The sequence below is a fragment of the Azospirillum brasilense genome (genome assembly GCF_008365405.1).
In the GTDB taxonomy this organism is placed as follows: Bacteria; Pseudomonadota; Alphaproteobacteria; order Azospirillales; family Azospirillaceae; genus Azospirillum; species Azospirillum brasilense_D.
In genome coordinates, this window is the sequence record NZ_QOKV01000028.1 from 53,285 (window position 1) to 66,217 (window position 12,933).

Below are 12,933 nucleotides of genomic sequence, written 5' to 3' on the forward strand. Positions count from 1 at the left end.
GGCGTGTTCATCCCCACCAAGATCGCACGGGTGGTGGAACGCTCACTGTCTTTACCCTCCCGCTACCTCCGATTGAATGTCGTCGTCGATCAAACCAAGGCCCACTTCATCGCCTTCGTCGAGATCGCGTTCGTCTGCATCCTGTCCAGGCGTCTGCGGCTGACCACTCGGGATATCTGCGCCTGACGCCTACAAACAGATACTGAATGCCTTTCAAACTCGGCCGACATTTCATTCGTACAAAAATGGTTTTCCAAAACACTGGAGCCAATTTCAGAAACGCTCATCGACTCTGCAACGCTGCACAATCTTAAGAAGACAGAACCTTGACTCGCTATCAACATACCGGCGCATGCGCTTCATGAAGCTGGACTCAGGATTGCATTTGTTATATTCCTTTCGTATCGAAGGTTCTCCAGTCGCTCGACTTATGTCGCACGGCAGGCAAACCCCACCGACTTCGTTAGATAACTACTAATTATTCTACTCGTGTTCGAGTGCTGGTTATCATGGATAAGGATATGCGTCTGCAGGCCGCAAGGTTCGAGCAGTTCGTTCACGGTGTGTTGATTCGGCGGTTCAGGGAGCACGGTTGCACCGTCAAGCCGGTGGAGCGGCGTGGCGGAGAAACGACACGCAAGGCGCTGTTCGATGGCGGACGGGATTTGGAACTTGCAACCAGGGAAACAATTGCCGATGGATGTTCCTTCTTTGGAATCCCACTGAAACCAAATTCCCGTTATGCCATAGAAGTGAAGTTCACGCAGACGCAACGGGGTAACATCGAACACGATCGCATCGCTCCGAATCTTTCCCAGCTCCATGGAAAGTTCCAGGGGATCGCTGTCATTACAAACGGATACGTGCCAACGAGCGCGCACTGGACCGCTCATAATTGCTTTGACCGAGAAGACAGGATGCAGCTCACCATTGTGGATGGGCAAACCCTGCGTGCTTATCTTGCAGATGCCGGCTTGTCGTGGCCGACCGATATTCCATACTACGGTCCTGTCCGTACCCTCCTGGACGGCATCGCTTACGACAGGTATGTCGAGCCAAGCGGCGATCCGGAAATCGCAAACATCTTCTTGAGCTTATACAACCGGACAAATATGCCGCGCTCTGTGGAGCTGTGCGTCCAGACGGACAGCCGATGGTCGGTAGTCGAAGGCGACAGGCTGGACCGGGTTTCCGTCGATGTTGCCAGTTTCCTGGCGGCGCAGCCCATCGGCGTCCGGCCGGAGGTGATCGCCCCCTTCTCGTCCCGCAGCTTCAGGTTTTGTGCCCGGCTCATCGTCCGGCGGGCACAAGGCTCGCAGGAACCACGGACCGACAGACGCGACCGCCCTCATGACCTGCTGAAGGCCATCGCGACCCTGGGGCTGCAGTGCGCGTCGGGCCGGCAAATCAGGCGCGTCCTGTACAGGAGCAAAACGTCCGCACAGATCATCTACCGATCCCCATTCATCGGGAAGGGGCATATCAAGGCGCGGGATCAGGTTCTGGAATGCATGAGTTCCGCCGCTGAGAAGGAAGCCGGTCGAACGATCGTCCTGATCGGCGGTGAGGCGGGTGTGGGCAAGAGCCGGATCATCAGCGAGGCAATGGAGAAATATCGAGGCGACGCCTTGCTGTTTTGCCGCTGCACCGTCGCCACCGGCGGTACCGTGGCCGGGGCCGCAGTCGAGACGTTGCGCAGCCAGCTTTCCAATCTCTATTCCGCGGGCATGGAGCCGCACTGGCTGACGAGAGCCACCTGCCTGGAGCATATTCTGCTTTGCCTTGAAGCCGAACCGGCGGACGCATCCTATCGCTTGTCCTATCTGACGCCCGTCCTCATCGTCGAGGACATGCACAACGCCTCGAGGCGTCTGTGCCGGCTGCTGCTGCGAATCGCCCTGAAGAAGGCGTGCGCCGACAGCCGCTATGTCCTCCTCCTTGCCGGCCGTAACGACGACAGTTTCGCGAACGCCTCCTACCTGGAAATGGAAACCATCCTTGCGTCGACCGGCGCCACTGTCTGTCGGGTCGAGGCGCTGAAAGACCATGAGCCCGGCGAGTTGGTGCGGACCCTGATCGAGGGAATCGACGAGACCGCCACCGCCCGCATCCTCGCGCTTTCAGGCACTACGCCGAACGCCATCATCCAATGCATGGAGTATCTGCTGGATGCCACCCTCATCAGCATTGCGTCCAGCGGAACCCTGTCGATAACCCACCCGCCCTCGTTCCTGGCACGGCTCCAGGAACTTCCAACCTCGATGAAGCGGCTCTACGCAAAGCGCTTCCAGCTGCTGGGCCACTGGATCCATGGCAGGGAGGCCCAGGAGGCGCTGCTAGCGGCGACCTTCTTTGGGACCAATCCACCGGCCGAGGTCTGCGGACCGTCCACATCCCCCCAAGCGGCGGCCGTGCGAGAGGAGCTGAAACGTCGGCGGCTGCTGGCGGAGCCGCCGATGGCAAGCCGCGAATCGGCCCCGGCCACCGGACCGGCGCTGGCATGGAGCCATGAGTCGATCCTGCTGTTCTTCAGCAACCTGTTGCGCGACACCATCCAGGAGGTTCCCGCATCCTCATCCGAGATCGCGGCCATCCTCGCGCGTTTTCCGGCAACCGCACGACGGCTCCGCCACGATCGGCCGCTGTTCGATGCGCTTCCACCGCTGGTCCAGGGAGCCGTGGCGGTGTTGGCTGACGACCGCGAGACGGCCTACCAGCGCTTTGCCCCGATGCTGGATGCCGTGCGCCGGATAGAAAGCTTCTCCACCATAACCATCCCCACCGATTACTACGATGCGATCGATTACGCGATTCGGCTGGTGCGGACCGGGTCCGACCCCGTCCCCCGGCTTCTCTCCCGGCTGATCCCCGCAAAGGCCTACATCGGCGCATTCCACAAGGCGTTGCCCTATGCTCTGCTCGCGGATCGGTTCGGGAAGCGGCTGCTCGACGGCAATTGCCTCACCGGTCCCGAAGGGGAATGGTGCCGGTTCTGGCTCGACACCCTGACCGCGCACGTCCTGATGGACGCGGGCCAGTCGGGCGAGGCGCTTCGACGGTATCACGAGCTTCAGATCCTGGTGCGCGTTCTTCCCGATATACGGAGTGACCCGCGGCTGTCGTTCGAGATCCACAACGCATTGCGGCTCCTCCACACCTACACCAACTTTCGCAACCTGGCCGAGCTGCATGGCCGCCTAGCCGAAGAGGCGGCGTTGGCATGCGATGCCGAGGCTATTGGCACGTCCGCCGGCCGGGCGGAGGCGGAGCGAGGCCGCGCCCAGGAACTGTTTGGCATGGGCTTGGGCGACGAGGCATTGCGGTTCTTCCTTCCCAACCCCGACCACTGCCTCGAGCTCAACCGCATGGGGTTCCGGGCCAGTTGCAAGGGCCGCACGGAGCGGCACAAGCGGCACGGAATCGCCAGTCTCATCGCCTGCAAACTCAAGGCACGGGGCCTCGGCGGAGCCGGTCGCAACGCCGGGGATCACCGGAAGTGGCTGCGTTGCCAGGCAACGGTCATTGCCCGGCTGGTGGAGCAATGCAGAAATGCGAGATATCGTTCGATCCTGCCGCGCCTTCACTTGTTGCAAGCCACCATCGCCTATCTGCAGGGCGTGGCGGCGGAAGCGCCGGGCACCACCAACGCCAACGCCACGGCGTTCTTCGATGCCGCGCAGGCTTTCAGTGACGACGGCAAGGCCTCCTGTATCGACAATGCCATCGGCTACATCCACTGGCAGCTCCACAATCTGGACGCCGTGATCGCCAAACGCCGGGGTGAGGACACGCAGGCCGTGAAATCGCTGCGTTCGGCGGTGGACAGCATGATGGGAGAAGGCCTTGGCTTCATGGGCGACGACGCCGTGATCAGTCCTGGGCCGGTCATCCTGGCCAATGTCATCAAGGCCCAGTTGGAAGTGGATGCCCGAATCCGGGAGACGCTCGGCAGGCTTCGCGGCTTCCACCCCTACTGCTGGAACCGGGACGAGGACTTTCTTGAAATCCAGAAGCACGCGGAGCGATACCACCACATCATCCGCGGCGTCCCGGGCAAGCCGCCCGGCCTGATCATCGACAAACCGACGAAGCTCGCCGTGGTCTGCTGGTTCTGACCGTGGCGGGTCACACGGCGGTGGGATCGGCGATGCCGCCGCAGGCCTCGCGGAACGTTTGGTTCCATGCGAGAACCGACACCGGCATCCTGTCCTCCATCACGGCTGCAAGTTGAGGAATGAGGTTGTGAAGCGGGTGTCCGCCGTTTCCGAAGGAAGAGGCGGACAAAGCAGCCTTCACATTGTTCTCGTACCGATAGTTGTGCGGCCTCACACCGTTCCTCAAGTTCTTGCCGATCCGTCGTAGGAGTTCGGATGCCCTTCTTTTGTCATACAGGTGCGCCAGTTCATAAAAGTCGGCTTCCAGGCAATTTACATCCGAAAGAGGGTAACCGCGCGCCCGCTTGAGCCAATAGGTCGCATCCTTTATCCTATCCGTTGAGAACAAATATCCGGAAATATTAACGATAGAATTGTAGTCCATTGGGTTGAGCGTGATCGCTCTATTAAGGTATTCTTCCGGCCCAATGGATTTTATGTACTGAGGATGTTGGATCAGGAAAGAAGCGTACATCGCGTTAGCGCGTGCATTTTCTTGATCGAGACGCAGCGCCCATCGATAGTGAAAATTTGCTTTATTAAGGTCGATGTTATGGTCAAAGAAGATGTGCGCACAGTACATTCTGAAAGGACTTATCACCGCGAAAATGTGCATTCTTTTTTCTATTATCAGTTTTGCATTATCAAGATCGCCAGCTCGTGCAAATCCAAGCGCCTTATGCAGAACGTGGAACCAATCCTGAAACCGATTCGACAAATGAACGACATCCTCATTTTTTCTCTTTTTGTCTTGCAGCCTCTCGAAAAAATAATCGTGATAGCTGTCGATGTGATCCATCAGGCGGCAAGGGGACGGGTGTTGGACCTCGGTGAACCTGAGAATTTTCGCCATCAGATCGTCAAATGTGACGGAATCCACATGATAGACCGTCGCGCCTTTAAAAGCTGCCTCCATCTCGGGTCCTGGAGGATTCGGATTGATCCAGAAGATGCGAGAGAAATCCCTTTCCTGAATGCATCTGGCGATCAAGGACGCGGCTCCGGAGTCATGGCCGCTGTATCCAATGATTATGAGATCACTGTTGTGTATAATTTTTGAAATACGAGATTGGACATCGGGTGAGAGCGATTTTGTTGAGGGACCGTCAGTATATGGCAGAAACCGATAATCGCCATGCAGCTTTATGATGCATCGAGACGAGGTCGAGTAGTCGATCAGCGCGTCGTGCGACACAACCACAGGCACAACCGGCGTGTGGATTAGAAAAGCCCGTTCCAGCAAGTCATCGAAATTGGTCGTGAGAACGACCGGCGACAGCTGTTCATCCCGGCAACTCCACTGCGTGCTCTTGTGGATGAGTATGGCCAGGGCGATATAACCGAAGCTGGGCCTGGCATCGCGCATGATGCGGGCCAGCTCCTGCTGCTTGAGCATTTCGTTCAAGCCGAACTTGGCCTCGACAATCTTGTTGTAGAACGCGCCTGCGCACTCGTCGGAATAGTCCGGCACCAACTGCCTCTGGTCGTCATCCATGCCGTCCCACCACATGCGCGCCAAGCCGGCTGCCCCCTGGATGCCGGAGCTGATGGAGCAACCAGCCCCCAGGAAAAATGTGAGCTTCGGCGGATGATCACGGCCGGATTGCTCCGTTTTGCAGATATGCCTGAGGAAGCTTTCGACGCTCATCTTCTGCAGCGGCATGAGGGACTCCTCCTCGATTCAGGGTCTTTCGAGACGCGCAATGAAGTCTTCGCAACGCTCCCGGGCGACGGCATCCGGGAGCTGCACGGGCGGAGATTTCATCAAGTAGGCGCTCACCTCCTCCAGCGGACCGGCGATGCCACGGCGCAATGCGAGGGCGGCGCAACGGACGGCGTCGATCACCACCCCGGCGCTGTTCGGCGAGTCCTGCACCGACAGGCGCAGTTCGACCTCGACAGGTTGACCACCGAAGCCGCGCCCTTCCATGCGCAGAAAGCACACCTTGTTGTCCTTCTGCCACGGCACATAGTCCGAGGGGCCGATGTGCACGTCCTCCGGCGCAAGGGGAACGTCAAGTTGCGATTGGACCGCCTGGGTTTTCGAACGCTTCTTCAAGGTCAGGCGGTCGCGCGCCAACATGTTCAGAAAGTCAGTGTTGCCGCCGGTGTTCAGCTGATAGGTGTGAGCCAGCACGATGCCCCGGTCGGCGAACAGGCGTGTCAGGACGCGGTGGACGATGGTGGCGCCCAACTGGCTTTTGACGTCGTCGCCAATGACCGGAAGTCCGGCGGCCTGGAAGCGCCCCGCCCAACCGGAATCGCTCGCGATGAAGGACGGGACGCAGTTGACCAGGGCGCATCCGGCATCCAGACAAGCCTGGGCATAGGCGGCGGTGGCACGGTCTGCCCCCACCGGCAGATAGCTGACCAGCACCTCCGTTCCGGTATCGCGCAGTGTCCGCGCGAGATCGATGGGTTCGGCCTGAGCCTCGCGGACGGCGAGATGGTCCGGATAGTCCATCATGTGCGGCGCCACCCCGTCGAGCACCGGCCCCATGCTCACGGTCACGCCACCCGGCAGCGGACCGGACCAGAAGCGTGCGGCACAGTTGGGCAGCGCCAGCAGCGCCTCGCCGAGTGGACGGCCAACCTTCCTCGCATCGACGTCGAAGGCGGCGACCACCTCTATGTCGGCGCAGGAGATTCCGCCGATGCGCTCATGCATGAGGCCCTCCGCGGCGGCACCGTCATGCCCATAGGCGCACAGGCCCTGCACCAGTGCGCTCGCGCAATTGCCGATCCCCGCGATTGCCAGGCGCACGGGCGCCTCGGGGATAAGGGAAGTCATGGCGTTTTCTCCGGAAGGGAAGTCATGAGACGCCGAACTCTGCCGGGACGACAAGGGATCGGGATGGTGCTGCGGTGGAAAGTACGCCTTCCACCACCGGCACCACATGGGTGTGCAGGCGGCGTTTGTATTCGAAGTCTTCCTTGCCGAGGTCGATCTCGTGGAGGCCCAGCCCCGGTGCCGCCTTGATCATCTCGACCAGCATCACGTTGCCCGGCGAATAACGGGCGAAGCCGTCGTCATAGACCGTCGTCCAGTAATGCCACACCGCGCGCGAGCGCATCCCGATGTGCATGGCGAGCGGCCGTCCGGCAGCACGGAGCACCGACAGCATGCCGGCAAATCCCGGCGTCTGCGTGTCGAGCAGCCGGTGCATCAGCCGGTGCTCCCAATAGGTGGAGAAACGACCCGGCCAGCCGCTGCGCGCCCACTGGGCGGATTTGCGGGCCAGCAGGCCGTCCAACAGATCATGGTCGCCAACATGGGCGTCGAAGGTCACCGGGCCGAGCTCACGCTCCATCATACGCAGCTTTCGGCGCGTCTCGGCGACCGGACGATGCTTTCCATCGCGCAGCCAAGTGTCGTAAACGGCGAAACCCTGCGACAGGTCGATGGACCAGGATACGTCGCGCCGTTGTATGTAAGGCGCAAATGGAGTTTGCACGGCCAAGAGATGATCAAAGCGCCATTGCTCCAGACCCAGCCCTGCCAGCAGCCCCTCCACCGTCCAATCCACCCTGCGCCGGGCGATGACGGCCTGATAGTCGCAGAAGACGGACCCCACCGGCCGCGCCTTCCCGGGACCCTCCAACTCGTAGGGGAACACGCCGACGAGCGCGCCGTTCTCCCAAATCAGGCCGACCATCACCCCATCCACGCATTGCGCCACGAGGCGGACATATCCCGGCGTGAAGAACGGGCTGGCGTAGACCGGTTCGTCGGCAAGAATGGCTTCCCAGCCGGCGAGTTCCTCGGGGCTGAGGTCGAGAGCGGAGCGGACGGTGATGGTGAGCGGTGCCGATGGACTGCGGGACTTGGTCATGGCCCCTCCGTCAGATGCCCGTATCGGGAAGGGGATGCAGGCGATTGTCGCACGCGGTGCAGATGCCCCCGGCTCCGGCCCGGTCGCCCGCCTCAAGCCGGCGGCGGACATCCTGGAAGCCCCGCGAAAACCAGACATCGGCGAGACGGGTGTCGCGCAGATCGCCCATCACATGGCGCGACGCGGCATCCTCGTGACACAGCACGACCTGCCCCGTGTAGCGGATCATCATCATCTCGCCGGGGGCATAGCATGGCAGGGTCCAGGCGCGGTCGCTGCCGTCGACGATTCCGCCACGCCCTGAAAGCATGAAATCCCCAGGGCGTTGCACCGTCTGGAAGGGCCGCTCGGGGAAGTCGCCACCATCGTGGCGTGTGACCAGGAAATGATCAATGCCGGCGGAAAGCAGCCTTCCATGGCGACGGTCGTCGAGCAGGTCACCGTTGGTGTAGAGAACGAAGTAGGCGAACGGCAGACGCCCGCGCGCATGCTCCACCAGGACGTCGAGGTCCTTGCGCAGCAATGGCTCGTTGTAGAGATGGAAGCCGAGACGCCCGGAAAAGCCGACCTCCGCAAGCTGCCCGATGATGGAGTCGAAGAGGGCGCGCTCCATCCGCTGCTCCGGACCACGATACCAATCGAATGCCTGTGGGCAATAGCCGCAGCGCCGATTGCAGCGCCGGCTCACCTCGATCTCGACCACCGAGAACCAAGCGTCCGTCTCCCGCGCTCCGCAGCGGTCCGTCATGGCGACGCTCATGTGCGGAACGCCTGGGCGCCGGGGCTCGGTCGCCGGGACAGGTCTTCGAGGGCATCGGCATTGCGGTGGATCTTGCGCAGTGCGGTGGCGATGGTCTGCACGTCGATTTCCCCGCCCATCAGGCAGGGGTGCGGCAGGGCCACGGAAGAACGCCAGACGGCTTCGGCCTGGGGCAGCGAGAAGCGTCCCGGCCGGAAAAGCTCGACCGCATCGGCATTGCGCGCCACCAGGGGCGAGGTTTCCGGCCGGTAGAGCGGTGACCGGTTCAGGGGCCAGTCGAGCGGTTCCACCGGCAGCCTGAGTTCGGCGGTCAACGCCCGCGCAAGCAACTCCGGGCCGATCCTCAGGAGGCGCTCTTCATCGATGCGCAACGGGATCTTATAAAATGTTGCGCCGTCGCGAGGGTCCAAACGGTCCCGCACCACGCTGACCCATCCCAACCCGCCGACGGCCTCTTCCAGCACGGTCGCCATCCGGAGCCGGTGCGCATTCTCCACATCGAGCCGCCCCAGTCCCTCCTGCAGCAGGACCGCCTGGAATTCCGACAAACAGAGGTTGCGACCGAGGATTTCGCCGCAAGCGACCAGTTCGCTGAAGGCCGGAGCCATCGGGGCCGGTCCGGCATAGGCGCGCCCATCCGCTCTCAGTTGCTGCATACGCTGGAAAAGCCGGTCGTCGTCGGTGACGGCGATACCACCCTCGCCGGCGGTCAAGAGCTTCGACTGTTGAAAGCTGAAGATCGAAATGCTGCCGAATGTTCCCGCACGCCTGTTACCGATCGTCGCTCCATGCGCCTGGGAGGCGTCTTCGATCAACGACAAGTTGTGGCGGGCGCAGAGCGTCTCGAGAGCCGGCAGGTCGGCGCGCGAGGCGTACATATGGACGCCCAGCACGGCCCTGGTCCTGGCACTGAGCCCGGCTTCAATGGCCGCGATGGACGCGCAGAGGGAATCGGGATCGACGTCGACCAGCACTGGGATGCCGCCGAGATTGACCACAGCGGACGCGCAGGCGACCCAGGTTAGCCCGGACACCACCACCTCGTCGCCCGGTCCGATCCCCAGCGCCTGCAAGGCGATCGTCAGCGCCGCGGTCCCCGAACTGCAGGAAACGCCGTACCGACGCCCTACGAAGCCGGCGAAGCTTTCCGCAAAGAGCCTTTCCTGAGACGGTATGACCGATGACCGTCCAGACAGGGTCCATTTGCCCGAATGCAGAACATTCAACAGGCCCCGCTGGGCGATACGCCCTGCCCTTGGCCAAGTCGGCCATTGACCGACATGGACCGGCGGTCCGCCAAGAATGGCGAGCGGCTCCCGATCCTGATCGACACAACCATCCGCGAGCCGTTCCATGACACCGATAATTAGTAGTTATCCATCTCCCTTCATGCGGGCAGCGGCCCGACCGATGGCTGCCTTCAGGCTCGTATCGGTAACCGCGGTGTAGATCTCCGTGGTTGAGATGCTCTGGTGCCCGAGCAGCCTCTGGACAAGGCGAATATCGAGGCCGTTCTCCAGCAGGCGCGTTGCCGCGGTGTGGCGCAGCATGTGTGGAGTGATCCGGCGGGAGATGCCGGCTTCTTGCGCCGTTTCGCGCAGGAGGGACCTTACGAACTGCGTCGTGCCAGGGACGCCAGATGCCGTCACGACGAACCCGTCGTGCGCACCGCGCCGTGCAGCGGTGGCAGCGTGGTAGGCCGAAACCAGAGCCGCCGTTTCGTCATCAGGCAGAAAGACCCGGCGTTGCCGGCTGCCCTTGCCCATAATCGTGATAACACGCTCGATCAAGTCGATGTCCGCCACGCTGATGCTCACCAGTTCGCCGACGCGCAGGCCCGTGCACAGCAAGACCTCCAGCACGACCAGCGCCGTAAACGCATTGGGATCGGTGCGCTTGGCGACCCGCAACGCCTTGGCTTCGGTGATGCGCCCGGACAGGCCCACCCGCTCCAGGGCGGTGCGGCGCAACCGTCGAACCTCGTCCTCGGTCAGATTGCGCGGTAAGCGCTTGGGCAGGCGGATGCGCACGTCCAACCGGTGGAAGGGGCTGATCGGGATCGCCTCGTCCAGCTCCAGCCAGCGGAACATCACCTTCAGGCAAGCCATTCGGCGCTTGACGCTGGTCTCTTTCAGCCGCCGGGTTTCGAACAAGTGGCTCAGGTAACGGCGCAGTTGCTGGCGGTCGATGGCGGCGATATCGGATTCGGGGCTGACAAACCGCTCGAATTCCTTCAGGTCGATGCCATAGGCCCGCAGGCTGTGCGCCGACAGGTTCTTGGCCACCCGGCAATGGGCAAGGAAATCGACACAGGCGCGAGCGACGTTCATGAACGGCCATCCGATGGCACGGGGCATGGCTGTGCGTCCTTATCCGGCGAGGCGCGCCTCACTCGGCATACGTCCGCGTGCCGTTGACGTCCATGTGATTAGATTACGAATGAATCGAGCGCAAGGCCAAGCTGACGCTTTGAGCCCTCTCATCCTTGCCTGTGGTGCAGGGAGGGGTCGCGCCGCCTGCCCGGAGGACTGCTCGCATCGGTCACGCAATCGTTCGCGTGTTCGGTCGGCTTCGGCCGAGAGCCGTACGGCCTTGTCGGCGTGGTGAAGCAGGGCGGAGAGCGCTGGCGACAGCCTTCAAGAATGTTGGACGGGTGGCCCGACCATGTCGGGGGTGCAGCGATTCCGCAAACGCCGCCCCCGCGAGATGGATCGCAAGCGCCTGCGGCAGCACCGTCCGCCAGCCCGCGATCACGTTTCTGAACGAGCTGTCGGAGCCTCAACGCCACAAGATGCCGATGGAGTTCCGGTACTGTCTGACCGGCCGGTTCCGCCAGAAACGGAAGCTCGGCCCCCTCCCCTTCCAGAATCTTGCCGTCGAAGGAACAGACAAGCGCACAAGCCTTGGCCGCGCGCAGCAGTGCATGGTTCTTGTCCAGGGCTGGTGGGCACAGACGGTGGGAGAGCCCACGCTTGGGCAGGCGGGCGACGCTTTCGCCGCGCCCGATGGCAACGTCCAGCGCGAGCACCAGCCGGGCGTGGCCAACCAGTCAGTGTAGAGTTGCCAGTCGTTCCGCCGGCTGGCCCTGAGGCACATCACCGTTGGCACCCACCGGAACACAGGCCCGGTCGTTCTGATACGGACGGGGGTCATGCGGCAGGGGGATATGCGCCGCCTCAGCGCTTCCACCACCTTAGCGGCGGCCTCGGCGTGCTCGGCCAGCCCCGTTGAGGACAGGCGCGGACAACGGCCGATCCGGTCGAGCAGAACGGAGCCCACACCGAACAGGCCGTGCAACTCCGGAACGGAGCTCCACATGGGCATATTGCTGTGCAGAAGATTGGCGAATGGTCAGCCGCACCGCGACATCGAGCGGCGGTTCGGGCATCGGAACCGGCACGGTGCGATATCGCACCTTACCCTCCTTCTTCAGATTGGAAGTCAACACCCTGGTACCGGCGACCACGGCGAATTCCCGTTTCGTATCGCCGGTATAGGACTGCCCGCCGGCCCATCGTGTTTCGGTGAGGATCAGAGTGACGAAGCGCGGACTGTTCCCGCCCGCCGCGTTGATTTCGATCTGTGGCAGGAAGTCCCAACAGGTCAGCGGCTCGGCGTCGAGCCGGGCGGTGGCCGCCGAGCGGGATGTGGGCCCAACGGGGCCTATGGCGCGTCGGCCACGCGTCGTCCCGCTCCGCCGGCGCACCCAGCCGGAAACGGGGATTCGTACCGGATCCTTCCCCTCCCCTGCCCTCGCCTCCTCATGCCGGGCGCGATGAGCCTCGAGGCGCCAACCTCCACCGCCCCGTTCCTGACGTTCGTCAATCAGGTTGTCCTCGCCGCCTTGAAGCCGGACAAAACTGCCGCCGTGGCTGTCCGCTTCCTGCCGCGCCTCTCACCCGCCCCCTCCCCCATCGAGCCGGGCTGGTCCAAGCTCAAGGCCGTCTTGCGAACATAGAGCCTGTTGATCCTTGAGCCATTCAGAGGCAGCGGCGAGACAGAGCACGCCATGACGGAGTTTGCCGTTTTCTCGTAACGGGCGGCGATGGCCCGCCACCTTGTTGCCATCGCTGGAAAACTGACCCGGGTCATCGGGTGAAAACTGACCCACCGCTCGTAGACTCCCCCTGACCTGCGCGGAGGGGGGAGGGATGCAGACAGCGGAGGAAGTGATGGAAATCCGGGT

The 12,933-nt window shown here is 62.3% G+C and carries 9 protein-coding genes; 3 read left to right on the forward strand and 6 right to left on the reverse strand.

Annotation, left to right across the window (positions count from 1 at the left end):
• Positions 1–3 precede the first annotated feature (3 nt).
• On the forward strand, positions 4–186 hold the full coding sequence (locus DS837_RS28110) for a hypothetical protein (protein ID WP_149167746.1): 183 nt from the start codon (positions 4–6) through the stop codon (positions 184–186).
• A 335-nt stretch (positions 187–521) separates the two neighbouring features.
• A complete protein-coding gene (locus tag DS837_RS28115) occupies positions 522–4,115 on the forward strand; it encodes an ATP-binding protein (protein ID WP_149167747.1) in 3,594 nt (1,197 codons plus the stop codon).
• 10 nt (positions 4,116–4,125) lie between these two features.
• Here DS837_RS28115 and DS837_RS28120 read toward each other — a convergent pair whose 3' ends face one another.
• Genes DS837_RS28120 through DS837_RS28145 form a run of 6 tightly spaced genes read right to left on the reverse strand, consistent with a single transcriptional unit; the run spans position 4,126 to position 11,104 of the window.
• Positions 4,126–5,817: an SIR2 family protein gene (locus DS837_RS28120; RefSeq protein ID WP_149167748.1), complete on the reverse strand. Its 1,692-nt coding sequence runs from the start codon at positions 5,815–5,817 to the stop codon at positions 4,126–4,128.
• 18 nt (positions 5,818–5,835) lie between these two features.
• The gene (locus DS837_RS28125; RefSeq protein ID WP_149167749.1) at positions 5,836–6,945 is read right to left on the reverse strand and encodes an inositol-3-phosphate synthase; all 1,110 of its coding nucleotides are present in this window, start codon (positions 6,943–6,945) and stop codon (positions 5,836–5,838) included.
• A gap of 22 nt (positions 6,946–6,967) precedes the next feature.
• Complete coding sequence (locus DS837_RS28130; RefSeq protein ID WP_170296018.1) at positions 6,968–7,987, reverse strand: GNAT family N-acetyltransferase; 1,020 nt, start codon at positions 7,985–7,987, stop codon at positions 6,968–6,970.
• 10 nt (positions 7,988–7,997) lie between these two features.
• Positions 7,998–8,747, reverse strand: a complete 750-nt coding sequence (locus DS837_RS28135) for a radical SAM/SPASM domain-containing protein (RefSeq protein ID WP_149167751.1) — start codon at positions 8,745–8,747, stop codon at positions 7,998–8,000.
• Positions 8,744–10,102: a DegT/DnrJ/EryC1/StrS family aminotransferase gene (locus DS837_RS28140; RefSeq protein WP_149167752.1), complete on the reverse strand. Its 1,359-nt coding sequence runs from the start codon at positions 10,100–10,102 to the stop codon at positions 8,744–8,746. Before DS837_RS28140 ends, DS837_RS28135 begins: the two co-directional genes overlap by 4 nt.
• Before the next feature lie 18 nt (positions 10,103–10,120).
• Positions 10,121–11,104: a tyrosine-type recombinase/integrase gene (locus DS837_RS28145; protein WP_149167753.1), complete on the reverse strand. Its 984-nt coding sequence runs from the start codon at positions 11,102–11,104 to the stop codon at positions 10,121–10,123.
• 434 nt (positions 11,105–11,538) lie between these two features.
• Here DS837_RS28145 and DS837_RS28150 point away from each other — a divergent pair, with 434 nt between their 5' ends.
• Positions 11,539–11,805, forward strand: a complete 267-nt coding sequence (locus DS837_RS28150; protein ID WP_170296019.1) for a hypothetical protein — start codon at positions 11,539–11,541, stop codon at positions 11,803–11,805.
• Positions 11,806–12,933 lie beyond the last annotated feature (1,128 nt).